This window comes from Roseibium alexandrii DFL-11 (assembly GCF_000158095.2).
In the GTDB taxonomy this organism is placed as follows: domain Bacteria; phylum Pseudomonadota; class Alphaproteobacteria; order Rhizobiales; family Stappiaceae; genus Roseibium; species Roseibium alexandrii.
In genome coordinates, this window is record NZ_CM011002.1 from 2,964,912 (window position 1) to 2,986,356 (window position 21,445).

Here is a 21,445-nt window from a genome sequence, read left to right on the forward strand (position 1 = left end):
GGCCCTGAGAAACAAGGCTATCTCGCTCACAGTGACTGCTTCACGGCAGAACGTCAATTGATCCCGGCAAAGCTTTTGCCGGGATAAGAAAAACCACTTAGGCTTTTAAGAGGATCAGTAGGCGTAATCCCGGAAGATCTGTGACAGATCTCCGTTCCACGATCCGTTGTACCGCTGAAGAAGAATGTCAGCCGGGCACATGCCCGCTGCAAGTCCCTCCTCAACAGGTGCCAGATGAACCCGTTCATCCAGGTCGCCATCACTCATGCGCGCGCGGCGTTTGAGGCCTTCCTGGGACAACGCTAGTACCTCTTTGGCTACATCGAGCACGGTTCCAGTGCGGAACGGGGTCTGCAACGCGGTTTCCGGTACACGAGCCCGCAACGCCGCCCGCTCTTCCGCTGTCCAGTCTTTCACCAGTTCAAACGCCTGATCCAGAACACCGGTATCGTAGAGCAGTCCGACCCACAGGGCCGGCAGCGCGCATATCCGGCGCCATGGGCCACCGTCGGCTCCGCGCATCTCGATGTATTTCTTCAGCCGGACATCCGGGAACAAGGTGGACAGGTGGTTGTTCCAGTCACCAAGGCTCGGACGAGCATCCGGGATCTTGCCCTCAAGGGCCCCATTCATGAAGGCCCGGAACGTGGTTCCGGTGACATCGTGATATTCTGAGCCCCGCTTGACGAAATACATCGGCACATCCAGCGCCCATTCGACATAGCGTTCAAAGCCGAAGCCGTCGTCAAAGGCAAAGGGCATGTCGCCCGTGCGGTCCGTATCCGTGTCGGTCCAGATCTGGGCCCGGAAGGACTTGAAGCCATTCGGCTTGCCATCGGTGAACGGGGAATTGGCAAAGATTGCCGTCGCGATTGGCTGGAGCGCCAGACCGACACGCATCTTCTTGACCATGTCCGCTTCCGTTTCAAAATCCAGGTTCACCTGGATCGTCGACGTGCGGTACATCATGTCGAGGCCGAGGGATCCGACCTTCGGCATGTAGTTTGTCATGATGTCGTAGCGCGACTTCGGCATGCGCGGCATGTCTGCCCGGGCCCAGGTTGGTGCCATTCCAATACCCAGAAAACCGACTCCCAGCGGCTCTGCCACCTGACGGACATGCGCCAGGTGCTGGTTGGCTTCGCGGCAAGTCTGGTGGAGATTGTCGAGCGGCGCGCCGGACAATTCGAACTGGCCGCCAGGTTCGATAGAGATCGCACCACCGCCCTGATCATCAGCGAGGCCAATGATCTTGCCGGCGTCTTCGATCCGCTCCCAACCAAGAAGGCGCTCCATGCCTTCCAGGACCGCTTCGACACCATTGGCGCCGCCGTAGGGGATTGGCGAATTGTCCTTTACATTGAAGCCGAACTTTTCGTGTTCGGTCCCAATCCTGAAATCGCTTGTCGGTTTGCAACCCGCTTCCAGTGTTGCCGCCAGATCAGCGACCGTTTCAATCGGTGTGGCATCGACCGTATCGCGGGCCATACAACCATCCTTTAGTGTTTGCGGTGCAAATCGTAAGGAAGCCCAGCCCCCTTAAAACCGCGATGATCCGATGCCTTTTCCGGCGTTTATGAGTTCCGGTGATTTAGGAGTCTTGAAAGTAGAATGCAAGCGCAGATGCGACACCCAGGCGCGCCTCACGCAATCCTGAAGACCGTCAATGCCTCCTCACGGCCCCTGAGTTTTACAGGACCAAGGCTGGTCGCTTTTGCCCCTTCAGGTAGTTGCGCCATGGTGTCTCCGCTTGCAAGCGCAATCACCTTAGCACCTGGGTCAACGTGCTTGCCATACTCCTGCAAGCGCGCTGCAACGTTCACGGCATCACCGATGACCGTATAATTCATTCGCGAGGCAGACCCGATGTCACCAACAACAACCTTGCCTGTGTGAATGCCGATCCTGAGGCGCATGTTCAGCGCGTTATCCTTTTCAATCTCATCCGCCAATGCGGTGACTGCCGCGATTGCCTTGGAGGCATGGTCCGGTTGATCTGACGGTGCCCCCCAAAATGCCATGACACCGTCTCCAAGAAACTTGTCGATTGTCCCATCCCTGTCCGCGATCACCTTTGAGACCGTTTCGAAATAGCCATTCAGATAGACAGCTGTTTCTTCTGCGCTCAAATTGGAAGCGAGGCTGGTGAAGCCTGCAAGGTCCGTGAACACAATCGTCATTTCCCGGAGCTCAATATTCCGGCTGTCGGTCATACCTTCTTCGATCAACCGGGTCACAAGCTGACGCGGCACGTATTTGGCAAAGGCGTTGAGAGCGCCGATTGACCCGTTGAACGCCTGATTGACGTCGTTGAGTTCAGCCAAAGGTGACGACGGCAGACGATGTTCTTCATGAAATTCCAGCTTGCGGAGGTCGGCGGCCGCTTCAGCCAGCCGTGCGAGCGGGCGCCCCAACTTCCGGCCAACCACGAAGGACAAAGCAGCTCCGGCGACCAGCGCTGCCAATGCCGCGTAGAGCACCACCTGGGTCTGGTCCAACGCTTCCCCGAACTGGTCGGCCCGGTAGAGTGTCCCAATGATCCAACCGTCGGCAGGTCCGGTGTCGAGCTCCGTATAAATTGCGGTGTAGACCCCGCCGGACGCTGGAAACAGTCGACCGCTGATTTGGCCATCGATGATGTGTGCTTGATGCCCTGCATCCCAGATCTGGTGCAGCGGCGTCTCAGTCATCTGTTTGAGCAATGGCAGTGGCGTCTCCGGCGTTGCCGAATAATCCACTCCCTGCAAGCCGTGGACAACAATCACGTTGTTGCGGCCTGAGAGCAAAAACACTTGCTGCCGGCTGTCCCAGGTCATGTCCCTGGCGACATCTAGAAACACGGCACGCGGATAATGCACGAACAGCCTCTGACCGTTTCCAAGGTCCAATTCGGCGGTTTTCGCGGCTTCCGCCTGCCCCTCACGCCATTCAAATGCGGACCACGCAACGTCCTGCAATGCGTCGGCCGGCGCATCGTCCATGACCGATCGGCCAAGTTCAAACTCAGTGTTCTCCGGAAGCAGCTCTTTAAAAGCTTCAAAGTCGGCGCCGTTGAGGTGCCGCTGCATCGCCGCTGCATGAACCGCAATCGTGCGAAGCAGAACATCCTGCTCCGAGAAGAACTTGTCCAAAACAGCCTGATTGGCATTCAGGATGGCCGCCGCTTGCTGATCCAGCAAGCGGCCCGCAATGCGCCGGTCCGCAGCAGCCATGTAAGCGATGATCAATCCGCAGATCGCGACCAAAAGCAGCGAGAAAACCAACCCGAGAGCAACGCCAACTGGAATTCTGAAGGGTTTTCGGTTTTGTCTCGAATGTTTCGCCGCGCCGTGCTGGGAAAGAGCTGGAGAAGCGTTGCCTGGAGCAGAGATATCTTTTGCTGGGCGCTTCTCCTCGTCCATGGCTACTTCCAGTCTCCAACAGTCGCCTGGACAACAGCAAGGGCTGCAACAGCCGCCGTGTCAGCTCTCAAGATTCTCGGACCCAACGGGATTGGGGTCACGAAATCCAGGTCTTTCAAAAGTCCGCGCTCGTCTTTCGAAAACCCGCCCTCCGGCCCGATGAGAATGGCCAACGGCGGTGGTCCGTTTTCTTTCAGCTGCACAAGGGTCAAAAGAGGATTGTTGGTCTCTTCGCCTTCGTCGCAGAAAAGCAGTTTCCGGCCAGCATGTGCCTCAGGCCATGCGGTTAGAACATCTTTGAGCGACATCGGAGACAAAACAGTAGGGACAGAAAGCACGCCGCATTGCTCAGCCGCTTCAATGACATTCGCCTCCATGCGCTCGACATTTACCCGGCTGGACTGCGTGTGCTGCGTCATGACCGGCATAAGGCTGCCCGCCCCCATCTCGACCGCCTTTTGCACCATATAATCCAGGCGGGCGTGCTTGAGCGGCGCGAACATGTAGATCAAATCGTTCGGCGCGGTTTGGTCGCGCGTCCGTTCCATGAGCTGCAGCGAACAGGCACGCCGTCCGCTGCTTTGGATCTTCGCCAACCACTCTCCGTCGCTGCCGTTAAAGACCAGAACGTAGTCCCCGTCCTTTAAACGCAAGACGTTCAGAAGGTAGTTCGCCTGCCCGCGATCTGCTTCGATCCGAGCGCCATCAGCCAGAATGTGACGCAGAAAAAGACGTTGCATTTTAAACTCGTATTTCCCCATGCGTTTTAGGTAGGCGGTGGAATGTGCTCGATTCAAGGCGGATTTTTTAAAACGTCAGATGCTTCACAGCATTCCTGTTTCCCGGCCATTTTCAATCCTTGCGACTGTTTTAAAAGCTGCTGCCCTTGATTTTTGAGGCCTGTTCGGATGAGTAGGACTTCAATTTCGATAACCGGGAAAGTAATTCACGTGGGACAGTTTGCCGACGATGTCTCCAAGATCCATGAGCTCCTGTCCGGAGTTCTGGAGCCGACACCTCTTCAATACAGCCAATATCTGTCCGACCTTCACCAGGCCGACATCTGGCTGAAGCGGGAAGACCTGACCCCGGTCCGGAGCTACAAGGTGCGCGGTGCCTATGCCTTTATCCATCAGGCCTTGGACAAAGATCCAGACTGCGCTCTTTTCGTGTGCTCTTCCGCAGGCAATCATGCGCAGGGCTTTGCCTTTGCATGCCGGCATTTCGGCAAGCCGGGCATCGTCTTCATGCCGCTCACAACGCCTCAACAAAAAATCCAGAAGACCCGATCTTTTGGCGCGCCACTCGTAGACATCAAACTCATCGGTGACGGCTTTGACGCCGCGAACAAGGCTGCTCTGGAATACTGTGCTAAGAACAATGGCCTGATGGTGCCGCCGTTTGATCACGAAACAATCATTCTGGGGCAAGCCACCGTCGGCAAGGAAATCGCGGAACAGACCCCTGAAGGCACCGACTGGGACCGGCTCATCCTGCCGGTCGGCGGAGGCGGATTGTCTGCGGGTGTGAGCCGGTATTTTTCCGAAAAAAGCCTCACCGCGAAATTTAGCTTGGTGGAACCGGAAAACGCTCCCAGCCTTCACAACAGCCTCCAAGCAAAGGAGCGGGTGCGGCTTGACTTGGTCGATAACTTCGTCGATGGCGCAGCGGTTGCCCAAATAGGCGCAGAAAACTTCAAACAACTTTCCACCTTCGCGCCAGAAGACGTTGTCCTCGCCCCCACCGACGGTGTGTGCGCGACCATGATTGACATGCTCAACATTGAAGGAATCGTTTTGGAGCCGGCAGGAGCGCTGGCAATTGATGCACTCAATCGGCTCCCCATGGAGCAGGTGAAGGGGAAGAAAATCGTCTGTGTGGTTTCGGGCGGCAACTTCGACTTCGAACGCTTGCCGGAGGTGAAAGAGCGGGCGCTGAAATTCTCCGGCCTCAAAAAGTACTATGTCATCCAGTTGCCACAGCGTCCGGGTGCGTTGAAAGACTTCCTGTCTCTGCTGGGCCCGGACGATGACATCGCGCGGTTTGAATACCTGAAAAAATCTGCCCGCAACTTCGGCTCTGTCCTAATCGGCATTGAGACAAAACAGCCGGAAAACTTCCAAACCCTGCATGACAGCTTCGACCGGTCCGACATTCGCTGGGAAGACATTACGGACAATGAGGCAATCGCGAACTTCGTGATCTGACGCAGTGACCTGCCCTTGACCGGCGTCATCCCAACCGCCAATTTCACGGGGCAAAAAGGAATCACGCAATTGGCCGATACCCCATCCAACGTCGCTGAGTTTTCCGTCTCGGAAATCTCGTTTTCCATCAAACGCACGATGGAAGACGCATTCGGCTATGTGCGGGTGCGCGGCGAATTGGGACGTATTTCGCGGCCGGGATCGGGCCACATTTACCTAGATCTGAAGGATGACCGCGCCGTGCTGTCCGGTGTTATCTGGCGCGGCGTTGCCTCCAAATTGAAGATCCAGCCGGAACAAGGCCTGGAGGTGATCGCAACGGGCAAGATCACAACCTTCCCGGGCCAATCCAAATACCAGATGGTTATCGATGCGCTGGAACCAGCTGGTGCCGGCGCGCTGATGGCGCTGCTTGAAGAGCGCAAGAAGAAGCTCGCTGCCGAAGGCCTCTTTGCCGAAGAACGCAAACGTCCATTGCCATCTTTGCCAAATGTAATCGGCGTTGTGACGTCCCCCACCGGGGCAGTGATCCGCGATATCCTGCATCGCATCTCCGACCGTTTCCCGGTCCATGTCCTTGTTTGGCCCGTCCGGGTTCAGGGCGAAACAAGCGGTGCAGAAGTTGCCAACGGCATCCGGGGCTTTAACGCTTTCCAGACTGGCGGGACAATTCCACGCCCGGACCTCGTCATTGTTGCCCGCGGTGGTGGCAGCATCGAAGATCTGTGGGGCTTTAATGAAGAAGCTGTTGTCAGGGCAGCGGCGGAAAGCCAGATCCCCCTGATTTCGGCCGTTGGCCACGAGACCGACTGGACTTTAATCGATCTGGCAGCAGATCTCAGAGCTCCGACGCCGACCGGGGCAGCCGAGATTGCGGTCCCGGTCAAGGCCGAGCTCATGTCTATGGTCGATGACCGGGCACGCCGCCTCTCGACCGGCTTGCAGAGGTTTGTCGGGTCACGGCGAACGGAGCTGCGCGCCGCTAGTGCTGCGCTCCCCGCCCCACGTGATCTGTTGGCTTTGCCCCGACAACGGTTCGACACGGCAGCCAACAGCCTGGAACGCGGCCTGATCGTGAACACCAAGCATCACCGCTCCACGTATCAGAACGCTTCGGCGCGCTTGTCCCCTATAGTGCTCACGCGGCTCAGCACCAAGGCACGGCAGGATCTTTTGGTTGCCGGGGATCGGCAGCAGCGGGCCCTATCTGTCGGGATTGCGCAAAAACGCCAAGCGTTTGACGCTATCGTGGCCCGATTGACACCCTCCCGGCTGTCTCAGCACACCGCACTTTCCAAGGAGCGGGTAACTGGCCTCGGCGATCGGCTTGACCGGGCCTACCTGACCCAGCTTAAGGACAGTGCAGCCAAGTTGGATGGCCTGCAAAAACTTTTAAAGTCGCTTTCCTACAAGGATGTTCTCGCCCGTGGTTATGCCGTGGTGCGCGATGCTGATGGCCAACCGATCCGATCCACTTCCGCGGTTGAGACTGGTGCAGCGCTGTCCGTTGAACTGGCCGATGGTACACTGGATGCTGTTGCCATGAGCGGCAGCTCAGCGCCAAAGAAACCCAAAACAACCGGCCCCAAAAAAGCTGCTTCACACAAACCCGCCGCTGACCAGGGTAATCTGTTTTAGGACTTTGTTGCGGAGCTCGCTGCAACCCTCGGATCATGCAGATTGCGTAACCCCTCAATTTGAAAACTATTTTATACATTCCTTTTCTGAACACTTAATTCGCCGCCCCTAGACTGCCGCTTCAAGAATAGAGCTCTATGGACGGACTTCCCCGGCGGAGAACACACCGGGGCGTCCGTATATAAAGATCTCATCGGGTGAATGACGGGTTTTAGGCAATGCGCGTAACGTCTAACGACTTGCAAAAGCAGTTGGAACAGCAAAACACGGCTCGGGGTCTCTCGCTGCCGCAGGTAGCCTCAACAACATTTACGGCTCCTGCATACACTGCCGCGACACAAGAAACCAAACCCAGCAAAACGTCTGGCCCATGGTCTGCAGTGTGTTTCGTGGGTGGAACCTTGTTCGGGTTTCGAGGCCGGGTCTCCCGGCTCGACTACTGGATTATCGGATCGACCTACACGGTCACATCCATCATTGGCTACATTGCCTTCGCCCAAACCGCAGGCTCTTTCAACTGGGGAGACATTGCTTCTGCCAGCCATGATATCGGTTTTGTGCTCCGATTCCTGACGTTCTGTTTCGTCATGATGATGCTGCGCTTCTCTCTCGAAGCGCGCCGGTTTCAGGACCGTGGTGTGACAGGGTATTGGTACTTCGGTTATCTCGTTCCGTTTCTGAACGTCTATTTGCTGTTGGCCAACAGCCTAATGCCCGGAACCAAGGGCGCAAACCGCTACGATCTTTAACGATTTTTGCGCGCCGAAGTAAGCAGGGCCAGCACTTTGCCTACGCCGGACACCCTCCGCAAAACTCGACGATAGCCAACTTAACTATTCAATTTGACAGCAGCCTTAACGCTACTTTTAAGGGTTTTTCTTAGAGTATATATTTCTAGTTGTTTGAAGGTGTTTTTTATGAATAGCAGAAAAGAGTTTGGTAGACGCGGTATTGATGAAACGCGAACGAAGCGAAACCCGGTCTACATTGGTGCACAACATTACACTGCACCCGCAAAATCTGAACAGTCATCGAGTTTTCAGGACGATCATGACGTTTCCATCGGAACAATACTTCTGAACAGTGTTGCATTCATTTTTTCATTTGAAGGGCGGCTTGGCAGAGCAATGTATTGGTACCTGCATACCATTCACATATTGATACTTATTTTTTTCGTTGCTTTGATGTTTTCAAATGAACATCTCAAGGACTACACGTTTCTAGAATTTTTTTCTGAATATTTTTGGCTGATGCCATTCGTATTTTTAAATTCACTCTTTAGCTGGTCCGTAACTGTACGCAGAATGCACGATCGTGGAGTGTCTGGATACTGGGTGTTCAGCTGGTTTATTCCTATAGCAGGTTCGATAATCCTATTGGTGCAAACCTTTAAAAACATGTTCTTTGCCGGAACCCAGGGCCGCAACAAATACGGAATATAAAACCGCCGGAAATCCGGCGGCTTTCTTTTTGGATAAACTCGACCTTAGATCTACCCCATCAAGGATGGCAGCCAGGTGATGATCGACGGGAAGGCGAGCAGGCCTGCGATCGTCAGAACGTCTGCAATGAAGAACGGGATACAGCCACGGAAGACTTCCTGAACCGGGATGTCCGGGCGCACGCCCGAGACCACGAAACAGTTCAGCCCAATAGGCGGCGTGATCAAACAGAGCTCCGCCATCTTCACCACCAAAATACCGAACCAGATCGCGCATGCTTCGCCCGACATGCCAAATGTGCTGTCGGCCGCAGAAACACCTTCGCCGCCATTTAGCGCCATCACAGCCGGATAGACTACCGGCAGGGTCAGGATCAGCATCCCGATCGCATCCATGAACATGCCCAGCACGGCATAGGCCAGCAGAATGCAGATCATGATCAGCCACGGAGAGAACTCCAGGGCGACGATGAAATCCCGGAACGCTTCCGGCAAACCGGCAAAGCCCAGGAAGCGGACATAGACCAGAACGCCCCAGATCAGGGTGAAAATCATGACCGTCAGCTTGGCCGTCTCATGAAGCGCCTGACCGAGTTGCTGGAACTTCATGCCCTTTGCAAAAGCGACCATCAGAACCACGAAAGCACCGAGTGAGCCGGCCTCTGTTGGCGTGGCCAGTCCAAAGAAGAACGAGCAGAAGATAATCCCGATGACCGCCAAGATTGGCAGCGTTCCCGGGATGCTCTCAAACCGCTGCTTCCACGTGAACCCCTTGATGGGTGGCGCATCACCGCGCCAAGCAGATACACCCACAATGATTGCCACATATATCAGGGCTGAGAAGACACCGGGCAAGAAGCCCGCGATCAACAGTTTGCCGACCGACTGCTCAACGAGGATCGCGTAGATGACCAGGATTGCAGATGGCGGGATCAAAGATGCCAGCGTTCCGCCTGCTGCCACAACAGCGGCGGACAGTCTTGGCGAGTATCCCTCTTTCAGCATCTCCGGGATTGCAACGCGCGCAAAGACCGCAGCCGTCGCCACAGATGCACCGGATACGGCTGCAAAGCCTGCAGTGGAGAAGACCGTGCCGACGGCCATGCCACCCGGCATCCAGCCAAGCCAGCGCTTGGCAGCCTCAAACAGCTGTTTCGTGAAGCCTGCGTAAAAGGCTAGGAAGCCGATCAGAATGAAGGTTGGCAAAACCGAGAGGGCATAGGTGACGGATTTGGAATGCGGGATCGTTCCCGCCATTTTGAGAGCAACAAAGAAGCCGCGCTCAAAACCCATCTTCAACGAGAAATGAAGAATAAGACCAACCAGACCAACGAAGGCAGCAGCAAAGGCCACCCGTACACCCATGATGACCAGAACCAGCAATACGCCGGTCATCAGGAGACCTACTTCAAACGGTGTCATTTGGTGTCTCCTGCAACAGCGTCGTCGCCAAAGGCTTCTTCGATTTCATGTTGGGCGACCTTCTCAACGTCCTCGATTACAGGCACGGCAACTGGCTCAAGATCCGGATTGCGCACCAGGCGGGCATATCCATAGATCTGCATAAGGAGACGCAAGAACAGCAGGCTCAGCGCAACGGGAATCACGAGCTTTGACGGCCAGGTCGGAAGCCGGATGTCCATCGTGCTGTCACCAATCGACCAGGATCGATCGAAGTGGTACAAGGAGCCCCAGATCAATAGGGCAACCGTAAAGGCGATCACGATCACGCCGATCATTTCGAAGATGTAAAGTGTTCTGCCGCGCAATTTCCCGAGCACGATTTCCATGCGGATGTGCCCGCCAACCCTTTGACAATACGCAACCCCTGCAAACGCAAAAATTGCCATGGCCTGCTCAGTAATGTCGATAAAACCCGGGATCGGCGTGTTGAAGAACAACCGGCCCAGAACCTGAGCAACAGCCAAAAACATTAGCGACAAAATGGAGAAGGCAGCGATCATGTTGAACCCGTTTTCAACGTGACCAAGCCATCCATCGAACCGGATATACGTCGTGGGACGGTCGGATTCAGAACCGCCCGTTTGGGGAGAAGTGTTCATAAAATCAGCCCTGTGAAAAGTCACTCCGGCACTGAGCGCCGGAGTGACGTCGTCAATTTTAAATACGGCTGACGTTATTCAGCGATGGTCTTCTTCACCATGTCGAGCAGCTCTTGAGCCGGCAAACCGTTGGCCGTTTGCTCTTCAATCCACGCCTGTTGGATCGGACCAGCTTTTTCTGCAAAGGCTGCCAACTCCGCATCGGAATACTCGATTTGCTGAACACCACGGTTCTCCAGCTCCGGCCACCACTTGTCGTAGACCTTGGCGTAGGTTGCCAGGTAGTGATCGAGTGCCGGGTCAACCGAAGAATCGAGCGCAGCCTTTAAGTCATCTGGAAGTGCTGCATAGGCGTCGGTGTTCACAACGATCGGGCAGTGGACGGTTCCCGGATTCAGGTTCTTGGTCCACCAATCTGCAACTTCGACAACCCGGAAAGACAAATGCGCATGCGGTGCGAAGCCTGCTGCTTGAACCGTGCCGGAGTCGATCGCCTGGTAGGTTTCCGATGCGGTAACAGATGTCGGAACAGCGCCGGCTGCTTCCATCAATTTGCCAAGACCACCGAGTGCGCGAACACGCATGCCATCAAAATCGGAAACAGAAACCGGCGCATCCCCTTTACCTGCAAAGTTGTATTGCGGCATTGGAGACGGCATCAGCAACTTGGCGTTCCAGCGGCCGAGATCCTGCTGGACAGCTGGATGCTCGTAAAGCGCCTTGGAAACCTTAACTTCGGTCTCAAGGTCGGAAACACCAAGGAACGGAAGTTCCAGAACGGTCAATGTCGGGTTTTTGTCGGCGTGGTAGGATGCGCAGAACTGAGCCATCTCGAAAGCGCCGAAGGAGATACCATCGAGGTTCTCACGGGACTTGGACAGCGCGCCACCATAGTGCAGGACAATTTCAAACTTGCCGTCGGTCTTTTGAGCGACCTGCTCGGCAAGCTTCTCGACATGCTCGGTGAACGCCCGGCGCTTACCCCAAAGGGACACGTTCCAGGTGACATCGGCAGCGAAAGTTTCGGTTGCGAAAATAAGGGCAAGGGCGCCCGCGGATACCGCGGTCGCAGCTTTGAGTGACGTGAGCATGCAATCCTCCCAGATTATTGGCTCAATCTTTTGACCACCCGGCCAGCAAAGAGGGGCTGACCAAGTCAGAGCCTGATAAGCATGACCCGTGCCAGCTTCAATTGACAACCGGAATCTGGGCAAACTGGCGGCTTTTTCGTGCTCAATACAAAACTACCGCAATGCACCTAGGCGAGATCTTGCCGACGCTCATAAACTGTCGGCGATTTTCCGCCGATCGCCGCGTTTCAGGCGGTTCCCGGTTCCGGGTCGCTCGCTTGATCCCTGCTCAATCCGAGGCGTGCCATCTTCTCATTGAGCGTCCGCCGGGGCACGTTTAGCTCTCGCATGACGTCGGCAACCTTGCCGCCATGACGCCTCAAGGCCCCTTCGATCAAAGACCGTTCGTAAGCGTCCATGAGATCCTTCAATCCGCCTGCCCCCATTGGCGGCACGTCATCGCGCCGGCCCGTGACGAGCGTTTCCAGCGGTTGCGGATTGACCTGGGCGTTCAGAACGAACCGCTCGGCCGCATTGCGCAGTTCACGAACATTCCCCGGCCATGCGTAGGTTTGCATAAACGCTTCATCAAGCGCGCTCGGCGTTGGAGCCTCCATGCCGTATTGAACTGCAAACCGGTTGAGGAATGTGTCAAACAACAAGATGCTGTCCCGGCCACGTTCCCGCAGAGGCGGAATTTCAAGTTCGATTGCATTCAACCGGAATAGAAGATCTTCCCGCAAGCGGCCGGAAGCCACCGCTTCCCGCGGATCAACATTTGCCGCACTCACCAACCGGATATCGACGTCAACCGGCCGGTGGCCACCAATTCGGTCGACCTTCCGCTCTTGCAGCACCCGAAGCAGTTTTGCCTGGAGCGGCATCGGCATTGATACGATTTCGTCCAGAAACAAGACGCCGGCATTCGCAGCCTCGATCCGCCCGATCCGTTGGCGGTCCGCACCCGTAAAGGCTCCCGCCTCATGACCGAACAGTTCGGCCTCGACCATCGTTTCCGGCAACGCAGCCGCGTTGATCGCCATGAACGGAGCATTCTTGCGGGCGCTGAACTCATGGAGCGCCTGAGCGATCACTTCCTTTCCCGTCCCGGTTTCACCGGTGATCAGAACCGCAGCATCTGTTTGCGCAAAATGCAGGATCTGTCGGCGTAGCACTTGCATGGCCGGGCTGTTGCCGATCAGCCGGCTTTCAAGGCTTGAACTGTCCGCGATCTGGGTCTTCAGCGCCCGGTTCTCCAGGACAAGCGCGCGGCGGTTGCAGGCCCTGCGGACCACCTCCGCGATCAGGTCCGGATCGAAAGGCTTTTCGACAAAGTCATAAGCACCGGAGCGCATCGCATCCACTGCCATTGGAACGTCGCCATGGCCAGTGATCAGGATCACCGGCAGATCACCATCCAACTCCCCAACCCTGCGCAGCAAGGTCATGCCATCATCACCATCCAGCATTACGTCCGTGACGATACAGCCACTAAAATCCGGGCTCAGAACCGCCATGGCCTGGTCAGCCGTTGCCACCTCGATCGTCTCAAAATCGGCAAGCCGGATCCATTGACGCAGCGCTGCACGCATGGATGGATCGTCGTCAACAATCAGAACCGGGGTGTTCACAGATTGAGATGTATTCGAGTTAAGCGTTGTCATTCAGCAACTTCTGCTTCCAGACGGACAACAGGTGTATCCATCGTTTCTGCCGATTTGACAGCCGGCACCGTGAGTTCAAAGGCAGCCCCGCGCGGCACGTTGGCGGAGACTGCCAAGTCGCCGCCGAGATCTTCTGCAATACGCATGGAGATCGCCAGACCAAGCCCCATCCCTTCCGCACTTGTTTTGGTCGAGAAAAATGGATCGAAAATACGCTCACGAAGATTCATTGGGATCCCTGGGCCGTTATCGAGCACCCGCACGACAACCGTGTCCCCAGTCTCAACAATATCCAACCGGACTTCACCATTGTCTTCTGCGGCGGCGGCATCTGCGCCGTTGCGCAACAGATTAACGAGAATTTGCTCGATCCGAAGCGGGGCCGTCTCAACGATCAAGGGCAGGTCTGGCATCTCGATTATCAGGGCAACACCTGTTTCTTCAAACCTGGGACGGACGATTTTCTCGGCCGCGAGAATGCTGTCGCGAAGATCGACGGTTTCTATCCGGCTTTCGCCCGGACGGGCAAATCTCTTGAGCTCCTGGGTCAGGCTCGCCATGCGCATCTGAAGGGATTCGATCTCCTGAAGGTTTTCTGCAGCCGTGTGGGTATCACCTTTTTCAAGGAACTTGCGGGTGCCAGCTACAAACATTCTGAGCGCCGCCAAGGGTTGGCTCAGCTCATGCACAACGGCGGCGGACATTTCACCAACCGCGGCGAGACGGTTGGAGCGCGCAAGGCCCCGTTGTGCTTCCAAAAGCGCGTGTTCTACGCGGCGGCGCTCCTTGATTTCGCCAACCAACCGCTGGTTCAGTTCTTTCAGATCCGCTGATTCCTGACGGAGTGCCGCGGAGGCCCGGCGAAGTCTCTGCCCGCGCAATCCAAGCACAATCACCGCATAGAGAAGACAGAGCGTCAGGGTGATCACCCATATCGGCAGCAGGCTCTTGTGCGCTTCTGCCTGCGGGACAAGGAAATGCAGTTTCCAGCCGAGCAGATCCACATCGGTCGAGTTGTGCCGATAGGCCTGCCCGTCAATGGTCAGCTGGTTTGGCCCCGTCACCGGCGCGTCACTGATCGGAGTAAGCGGTTCATTTGCGTATTTCTGACTGCTGGCAATGGCATCTCGCGTTGCCGCTGGAAGCTCGGCCAAAGTCCGATAGCGCCACTCTGGCTGGCTGGACAGAAAAATCACACCGTCTGCATCGGTAGCAAAGACAAGCTCTCCACCTTCCGCCCAGGCGTTTTCAAGCTGGCTGGTATCCACTTTAACGACCGCAACCCCAACCGGATCCCCTTCGACCGGCGTCGGCCGCGCCAGAAACAAGCCGGGGCGGCCGGTGGTCAAACCAATGGCAAAAAACTGCCCCTCCTCACCTCGCATCGCCGCCGTGAAGTATGGCCGGAACCCATAGTTCCGGCCGACAAGCGAAAGCGGCTTTTGCCAGTTACTGGCCGCCAGCGTCGTCCCAGCGGCGTTCATGACATAAAGAAGATCTGCACCAGAATTTTCCGCCATTTCTTCCAGAAAACGATTGGCGCTTTCCACCGGTTGGCCGAGACCAATTGCTGCCGTGGCGCGCGGATCCCGGGCAATCATGTAGGGAAGATAGCGGTATTTCTGGTATTCGCCGATGATGGTTTGCTGGTAGAGCGTCAGCCGCTCTGCAGCTATGCGGTCGACGTTATCATCATCCAGTTCCTGGAAGACGTAAGCGAGCACAGCCGCAGCGACCACCATGAAAACAGGCGGTAGCAAGAGTATGAGCCAACGGGTCGACATGGCTTCTTATTACCGATTTTTGTCCTGGCCGCCAGCACACGGCTATTCCAAACCTGAATTGATAAGGGTCAAAGACGCCAAATTGCGAAGGCATATAGATTTTTCACAAGGCTGGGGCAAAACTGACTGCCAGCCATAGGAGGGTATTATGCCAATTAAAGATATTTTGACGGTCCTGGATTTGGCGGGCGATCAGCCGGCAGCAAAATATGCTTTGGAGTTCGGCCGGGTTCATGATGCACATGTGACTGGCCTTGCGGTTTCGTTTGAACCGGTTGTCCCGGCATTTGCCGCAGCTCCCATGCCCGTCGATTATCTTCAAGCAGCCCATGATCAAGCCATCGCAGCAGCGAAAGACGCCAAGAACCAATTCGACGAATTTGCCCGCCTTGCCGGCGTCAAAAACGAAAGCCGTTTGGCAGAGATCCTCACAGGTGGCCCGCTCGATAACGTTCTGGCGCATTGCCGGCCAACAGACCTTGTGGTGATTGGCCAGAGCAATCCAGACAAACCGGAGCCGATGCGCGAACTTCTGATCGAAACAATTCTTTTTGAAAGCGGCGTTCCGGTGCTGTTGGTGCCTTATATCGGCAGCAAGTCATTTGAACCAAAAAACGTTCTGGTTGGATGGGACGGCAGTTCGACGGCAACGCGAGCCATCCTCTCTGCGATCCCGGTGCTCGAAAAGGCAGACAAGGTCACAGTCCTGGTAATCGAGAAAAAGGCAAACTCGCAAGCTGGCCAGCCAGGTGCGGAAGTGGCCAACTACCTCGCCCGCCACAACATGAATGTGACGATCGATGTGGTGTCGAATCCACAGACCGGTGTTGCAGACACCGTCCTGAACTATGTGACGGACAACAGCAACGACCTTGTCGTGATGGGCGGTTACGGCCACAGCCGCATGCGTGAATTCCTGTTTGGCGGAGCGACGCGCGAAATTCTGGAAGCCATGACAGTGCCAGTTCTGATGGCCCACTAACGGCCTGTCGATATGCCGCAATCCCGCACCCAACTTTTTTGGGTGCGGGTATTTTTTTGTCTTAAATCTCCGCTACTGTTCGATCTGCCTGCTGTTGACCGGGAAAGGATCCCGACGTGACCATCCGCAATCTCGATGGTTTTTTTGCACCAACATCCATTGCTGTCCTTGGTCCCTGCCGCCATCCGGGCGTGTTGACAGACAAGCTCATCGATTGCCTTCAGGCCATTGAAACCCAACACAAGGTTTCTCTGGTTGGGATTGATTATTCGGTGCCGTTCAACGGGACCAGCGTCTCATCTTTGGCCGAATTGAAACACGCGCCCGATCTTGTGATCTACCTCGCCAAGGCCGAAAAACTGCCCAGAGTGATTGAAGAGCTCGGAGACCGCGGGACCCGAGCCGTTCTGATCCCCTCGCCCGGGTATGAATACTGGCCGGAGCCAATCATGCAAGCCTGCCGGGAGGCTGCCCGCAAGACCACGCTCCGGTTGATCGGACCGGGCAGTCTTGGTATTTCCGTTCCGGCAAAGGGCCTGAATGCGCTTTTAAGCGCCGAAGTGCCCGGCAAGGGCGACATCGCTTTTTTCTCCCGGTCCGGCGCTGTTTTGAATGCAACGCTGTCCTGGGCGAAAACACACAACACCGGGTTTTCATCAATCGTCTCACTCGGTGCACGCATCGACGTCGATGTCAGCGACTTGATCGACTATTTCGCACAAGACTACCGCACCCGTGCCATTGTCCTGCATCTGGAGGGCGTCGCGGTTCCCCACAAATTCATGTCTGCCGCCCGGGCCGCAGCACGCGGCAAACCCGTCATCGTGCTTCGCTCCGGACGCAGCCGCGATACAGGTGGAACGGGGCGAACGCATGCCGGCCGGCTCGCAAAGTCGGATCTTGTCTATGAGACGGCGTTCCGCCGCGCCGGCCTCCTTCGGGTTTACGACCTTGATGAGATGTTCGAGGCGCTTGAAACGTTGTCTCATGTCCGCGTTCCTCAATGCCGGAACCTTGCGGTCATCGCGAACGGCCGGAGCCTTGCAAATCTTGCTTATGACCGACTTGACGCCCTTGGCGCCCAATTTGCGTCGCTGAGCCCGGAAACCTTGGAACACTTGCAGCAGTTTCTCGGCCCCTCAAACGATCTGGACGACACTTCGGCCGCTCAAGCCTCAATCATCTTGCGCGAAGCGACAGCAGCCGAAGACCTCACTGAAACGATCACGACCGTCTTGAAAGACAGGAATGTCGATGGTGCTGTTGTCCTGCAGGCTGCAAGTGCTTTCCAGCCCCTCCCCGTTCTGGCAAAGGCCGTTGCAGAGGCGGCGACATTGGACAGGAAAAGGCCGGGACGGCGGAAAGCCCTGGTTGCCGGGCTGATCGGCGGCGACAGCGCAACACGCGAAGTGCTAACGGAAGCCAAAGTTCCGAATTACGCAAGTCCGGCGGAAGCTGCGCGAAGCCTGATGCATCTGGCGCATGATGCCCAGGCGCGGGAATTCCTGATGGCGGCCCCACCGAGTTTTCCGGCCAATTTTACGCCGAATAGCGCACAGGCCCGGGGAATCGTCGAGGCGGCGCTCGCCGACGACCGCATTTGGCTCACACCGAAGGAAGTCTGCGATATCTTGGCTGCCTATGACATTCCGATCATGGCAACCGACATGGCTGAAAAGCCTGAGGATGTGGGCGCTCTGTCGGAACCGTTTTTCAAGACAGCCAAACACTGCGTTGCCAAACTCATTTCACCCGATCTGCCCTTCAAGTCAAAAATCGATGGTGTCCGGCTCGGTCTTGAGAACCCAGCGGCCGTTGAAGACGCGGCGCGCGAACTGATTGCCAAGACGCAGAAAGAATACCCGGATGCGCGCATATCAGGTGTTTCCGTACACCCCATGCTTGAAGACCGGCACGGGCTTGAACTCTATCTCGGGCTTGCCGAAACCCCTGAATTCGGCCCTGTGCTTGTTTTCGGACAGGGAGGTACAGCCATTGAAGAAAGCGAGGACATAGCCTTTGAGCTGCCGCCGCTCGATCTCAAGTTGGCTGAAGCGCAAATCGGCCGGACCCGGATTGCGCGGCTTTTGGATGGCGGCCCGTCCCGTCCTTCACTCGACAAACCGGCTCTTGCAGAAGCATTGGTCAAGCTTTCTCAGATTACGATCGACATTCCGGAAATTCAGGAACTCGACATCAATCCAATGGTGTTGCTGCCGAGCGGATTGATCGCCCTGGACGCACGTATGACCCTGTGCCACCCGGAAAAGAAACCGGGCCGGACAGGCGGATCCAGGCTGGCGATCGCGCCTTACCCCAATGAGTGGGAACAAACGCTGACCGTGAAAGGCGGATGGCAGATTTTCGTCCGGCCGGTTCGGCCGGAAGATGAAGACATGTTCAAGGCATTCTTTGAGCAGATTTCACCGGAAGATCTTCGCCTGCGTTTCTTTGCTCCGGTTCGGGAGTTCAGCCACCGTTTTCTCGCCCGCCTCACCCAGCTTGATTACGCAAGAGCCATGGCGTTCACCGCGCTTGATCCGGACGACGGATCGCTTCTGGGTGTCGTCCGCCTGCACGCAGATCCTGATCACCAGACCGGTGAATATGCCGTGATGGTTCGCTCAGACCTGAAGGGCTACGGTCTTGGCTGGGCGCTCATGAAATTGATCATCCGATACGCTAAAGCCGACGGCATCCAGACCATCAAGGGTGAGGTTTTGAAGGAAAACACCTCGATGATCTCAATGTGCCAGGCGCTCGGGTTCAAGATCACAACGTCCCTTGACGATCCCGGGATCTCCAACGTGGTTTTGCCGGTCAGCGATCTTCCAGAAGATGACAGCTAACCCTAGAGCGAGCCGGGCGGTTTATCAGAACCGCCATGTGCTCTGTCATTCTGTAAGGGATCGGTGACTACTTCTGCTGAGCTGCGGTCCGGATTTGCGAGAGGCTGGCCGCAGGAGTAATCGCCTCCGGATCCAGTTTCAGATGCAAGATGGCCGGTTTTCCGGAAGCACGCGCCCGCTCAAAGGCCGGACCGAATTCATCCGTTGTTTGAACCGTTTCGCCAAACGCGCCGTAACAGTGGGCCATCGCAGCAAAATCAGGATTGACCAGCTTGGTGGCGGACGGGCGGCCCGGATACGTCCGTTCCTGGTGCATGCGGATGGTGCCGTACATGCCGTTGTCGATTACCAAAAGGATGATGTTGGCGCCATCCTGACAGGCGGTCCCGAACTCCTGCATCGTCATCTGCAAGCAGCCATCACCGGCAAAACATACGACCTCCCGCTCCGGAAATGTCAGCTTGGCCGCAACGGCTGCCGGCAGGCCATAACCCATCGACCCGGATGTTGGCGCTGCTTGGGTTCCAAACCGGCGAAAGCGGTGAAAGCGATGCAGCCAGCTGGCATAGTTGCCTGCCCCGTTGGTGCAGATGGCATCCTCAGGAAGATTGTTTTCCAGCCAGTCCATGACACCCGACATTTGGAGATCGCCCGGCGTTTGCGGACGGGCACCGGACCACTCCAGATAATCCTGGTGTGCCGTGGCGGCTTCGCCTGCACCTTTTAGCTCGGCTGGCGGTTGGAGACCTTCTACCGCCTTACAGAACCCTGTCGGGCTGGCGTTGATGGAAAGGTCCGCGCGATAGACACGGCCTAGTTCTTCCGGATCGGCGTGGACATGCACCAGCTGCTGAGCCGGCGACGGGATGTCCAGCAAGGTGTAGGACTGGCTCGGCATTTCAGACAAGCGGCCGCCCACCAACAAAATTAGATCCGAGGATTTTACACGATCCAGCAGTTTCGGATTAATCCCGATACCAACATCGCCGGCATAATTCGGATGAAGATTGTCAAACAGCATTTGCCGGCGGAAGGAGCAGGCCACCGGTAGATCGAAGCGCTCAGCAAAACGGGTAAAGGCCGCAACCGCATCTTCAGACCAGCGGCTTCCACCCAAGATCGCAATCGGGCGCTCGGCGTCCCAGAGCCGCTTTTGCAGATCTGCCGTCTGAGACAATCCCGGATGCGTTTCGACCTGTTGCCAGGCCGGTGGCTGGGCCGCATCGGCGAGTTCAACGAGCGTGTCTTCCGGCAGCGCCAGAACGACAGGACCCGGACGGCCGGAGGTCGCGACATGATACGCGCGGGAGATGAATTCGGGCACACGCGAAGCATGGTCGATTTCGGCCACCCATTTGGCGATACCGCCAAACATTTGCCGGTAGTCGACTTCCTGAAAGGCTTCGCGTTCGCGCATACCGCGCTCGATCTGCCCGATGAACAGGATCATCGGTGTTGAATCCTGAGCTGCCACATGAACACCGGCCGATGCGTTGGTAGCACCCGGGCCACGTGTGACCATGCAGATCCCCGGTTTGCCTGTCAGTTTGCCGTGCGCATCCGCCATCATCGCAGCGCCGCCTTCCTGACGGCAGACTGTCACCGGGATCGACGCATCATGCAGAGCATCCAGAACGGCAAGGTAGCTCTCCCCGGGCACGCAATAGACCCGCTCTGCGCCATGGCGCTCAAGAGCGTCCACCAACAATTGGCCACCGGTTTTCTGTGTCATGTTCGTTGTCCCGAGCCTTAAAAACTAATGTTCATTCTATAGCGTAACAAACACGTTCGGGTGAGAGGGAATTATTAGATTAATTGGCAATAAGATCATTCCAATTGGTGAGAAACTTTACACTCACCCAAAATAAAAAGAGCGCCGGAATGGCGCTCTTTCGTGATTGATCGCAACAAGCGTCGTGGTCAGATGGATTGAACCGTCACGACCTGGAACGTGTGCAAGTCGCCATCCTCATCCTTGATCGACACATATTCACCAGGTGTGAAGGCGTGTGTTCCGAACCGGTACCCCGCTTCGTCATCGTCATCGCCGTCGATGTCATAGTGAAAGGCCCAAGACCCACCCGGGCGGTGGATCAAGTGACCGATTTCCTCTACTTCATCGCCCCAAAACCGGCGAACACGGCAGTGATCGCGCTCCTTTTTCCAGAGACCAGCATCGATATGCCCGGTCTCGTCCAAAGGTGCCGTGAATTCATACCCATGGCGCGCCGAGCCTTGCGGGAATTCTTTCGTCCGGGCCAGGTTCAGCCTGATCTTTTTCAAAGCTGGAAAATCGCTCATGGTGCCCTCCTTCTACTGACATTGAAGTCTATATGTGCCACATCG

The 21,445-nt window shown here is 56.3% G+C and carries 16 protein-coding genes; 6 read left to right on the forward strand and 10 right to left on the reverse strand.

The features are described from left to right. Positions 1-114: 114 nt before the first annotated feature. The 3 genes from SADFL11_RS13725 to SADFL11_RS13735 form a co-directional block, all read right to left on the reverse strand. Positions 115-1,488: a glutamate--cysteine ligase gene (locus SADFL11_RS13725; protein WP_008195071.1), complete on the reverse strand. Its 1,374-nt coding sequence runs from the start codon at positions 1,486-1,488 to the stop codon at positions 115-117. Between the two features lie 155 nt (positions 1,489-1,643). Then, on the reverse strand, positions 1,644-3,401 hold the full coding sequence (locus SADFL11_RS13730) for an adenylate/guanylate cyclase domain-containing protein (RefSeq protein ID WP_081450556.1): 1,758 nt from the start codon (positions 3,399-3,401) through the stop codon (positions 1,644-1,646). A 2-nt stretch (positions 3,402-3,403) separates the two neighbouring features. After that, positions 3,404-4,162 carry a 16S rRNA (uracil(1498)-N(3))-methyltransferase gene (locus SADFL11_RS13735; protein ID WP_040451520.1) on the reverse strand — a complete coding sequence of 253 codons (759 nt, stop codon included), beginning with the start codon at positions 4,160-4,162 and terminating at the stop codon, positions 3,404-3,406. A 189-nt stretch (positions 4,163-4,351) separates the two neighbouring features. Between SADFL11_RS13735 and ilvA the strand changes: the two genes are divergently transcribed. The 4 genes from ilvA to SADFL11_RS13755 all read left to right on the forward strand — a co-directional run bounded on the left by ilvA (position 4,352) and on the right by SADFL11_RS13755 (position 8,688). After that, the gene (gene ilvA / locus SADFL11_RS13740; RefSeq protein WP_008195389.1) at positions 4,352-5,608 is read left to right on the forward strand and encodes a threonine ammonia-lyase IlvA; all 1,257 of its coding nucleotides are present in this window, start codon (positions 4,352-4,354) and stop codon (positions 5,606-5,608) included. Positions 5,609-5,677: 69 nt separating this feature from the next. Continuing rightward, positions 5,678-7,246, forward strand: coding sequence for an exodeoxyribonuclease VII large subunit (gene xseA, locus SADFL11_RS13745; protein ID WP_040452857.1), 1,569 nt, complete (start codon positions 5,678-5,680; stop codon positions 7,244-7,246). Positions 7,247-7,635: 389 nt separating this feature from the next. Continuing rightward, positions 7,636-7,995, forward strand: a complete 360-nt coding sequence (locus SADFL11_RS13750) for a DUF805 domain-containing protein (protein WP_008192503.1) — start codon at positions 7,636-7,638, stop codon at positions 7,993-7,995. A gap of 168 nt (positions 7,996-8,163) precedes the next feature. Beyond that, the gene (locus tag SADFL11_RS13755) at positions 8,164-8,688 is read left to right on the forward strand and encodes a DUF805 domain-containing protein (RefSeq protein ID WP_040451516.1); all 525 of its coding nucleotides are present in this window, start codon (positions 8,164-8,166) and stop codon (positions 8,686-8,688) included. A 50-nt stretch (positions 8,689-8,738) separates the two neighbouring features. Here SADFL11_RS13755 and SADFL11_RS13760 read toward each other — a convergent pair whose 3' ends face one another. The 5 genes from SADFL11_RS13760 to SADFL11_RS13780 all read right to left on the reverse strand — a co-directional run bounded on the left by SADFL11_RS13760 (position 8,739) and on the right by SADFL11_RS13780 (position 15,268). Continuing rightward, positions 8,739-10,109: a TRAP transporter large permease gene (locus tag SADFL11_RS13760; RefSeq protein ID WP_008195314.1), complete on the reverse strand. Its 1,371-nt coding sequence runs from the start codon at positions 10,107-10,109 to the stop codon at positions 8,739-8,741. Next, a complete protein-coding gene (locus tag SADFL11_RS13765) occupies positions 10,106-10,750 on the reverse strand; it encodes a TRAP transporter small permease subunit (RefSeq protein WP_008196647.1) in 645 nt (214 codons plus the stop codon). Before SADFL11_RS13765 ends, SADFL11_RS13760 begins: the two co-directional genes overlap by 4 nt. A 74-nt stretch (positions 10,751-10,824) precedes the next feature. After that, the gene (locus SADFL11_RS13770; protein WP_008191980.1) at positions 10,825-11,841 is read right to left on the reverse strand and encodes a C4-dicarboxylate TRAP transporter substrate-binding protein; all 1,017 of its coding nucleotides are present in this window, start codon (positions 11,839-11,841) and stop codon (positions 10,825-10,827) included. 227 nt (positions 11,842-12,068) lie between these two features. After that, positions 12,069-13,484 carry a sigma-54-dependent transcriptional regulator gene (locus SADFL11_RS13775; RefSeq protein WP_050776042.1) on the reverse strand — a complete coding sequence of 472 codons (1,416 nt, stop codon included), beginning with the start codon at positions 13,482-13,484 and terminating at the stop codon, positions 12,069-12,071. Continuing rightward, positions 13,481-15,268: a sensor histidine kinase gene (locus SADFL11_RS13780; RefSeq protein WP_050776041.1), complete on the reverse strand. Its 1,788-nt coding sequence runs from the start codon at positions 15,266-15,268 to the stop codon at positions 13,481-13,483. The genes SADFL11_RS13775 and SADFL11_RS13780 overlap by 4 nt, the downstream gene beginning before the upstream one ends. Positions 15,269-15,416: 148 nt before the next feature. Here SADFL11_RS13780 and SADFL11_RS13785 point away from each other — a divergent pair, with 148 nt between their 5' ends. Together SADFL11_RS13785 and SADFL11_RS13790 are read left to right on the forward strand one after the other, a co-directional pair. Next, positions 15,417-16,250 carry a universal stress protein gene (locus SADFL11_RS13785; RefSeq protein WP_008194621.1) on the forward strand — a complete coding sequence of 278 codons (834 nt, stop codon included), beginning with the start codon at positions 15,417-15,419 and terminating at the stop codon, positions 16,248-16,250. Positions 16,251-16,366: 116 nt separating this feature from the next. Then, on the forward strand, positions 16,367-19,099 hold the full coding sequence (locus tag SADFL11_RS13790) for a bifunctional acetate--CoA ligase family protein/GNAT family N-acetyltransferase (RefSeq protein ID WP_008194411.1): 2,733 nt from the start codon (positions 16,367-16,369) through the stop codon (positions 19,097-19,099). A gap of 67 nt (positions 19,100-19,166) precedes the next feature. On the opposite strand, the gene SADFL11_RS13795 is transcribed toward SADFL11_RS13790, so the two are convergent. Together SADFL11_RS13795 and SADFL11_RS13800 are read right to left on the reverse strand one after the other, a co-directional pair. After that, positions 19,167-20,831: a thiamine pyrophosphate-binding protein gene (locus tag SADFL11_RS13795; protein ID WP_008192696.1), complete on the reverse strand. Its 1,665-nt coding sequence runs from the start codon at positions 20,829-20,831 to the stop codon at positions 19,167-19,169. Between the two features lie 188 nt (positions 20,832-21,019). Next, the gene (locus SADFL11_RS13800) at positions 21,020-21,400 is read right to left on the reverse strand and encodes a hypothetical protein (RefSeq protein ID WP_008193842.1); all 381 of its coding nucleotides are present in this window, start codon (positions 21,398-21,400) and stop codon (positions 21,020-21,022) included. Between the last annotated feature and the right edge of the window lie 45 nt (positions 21,401-21,445).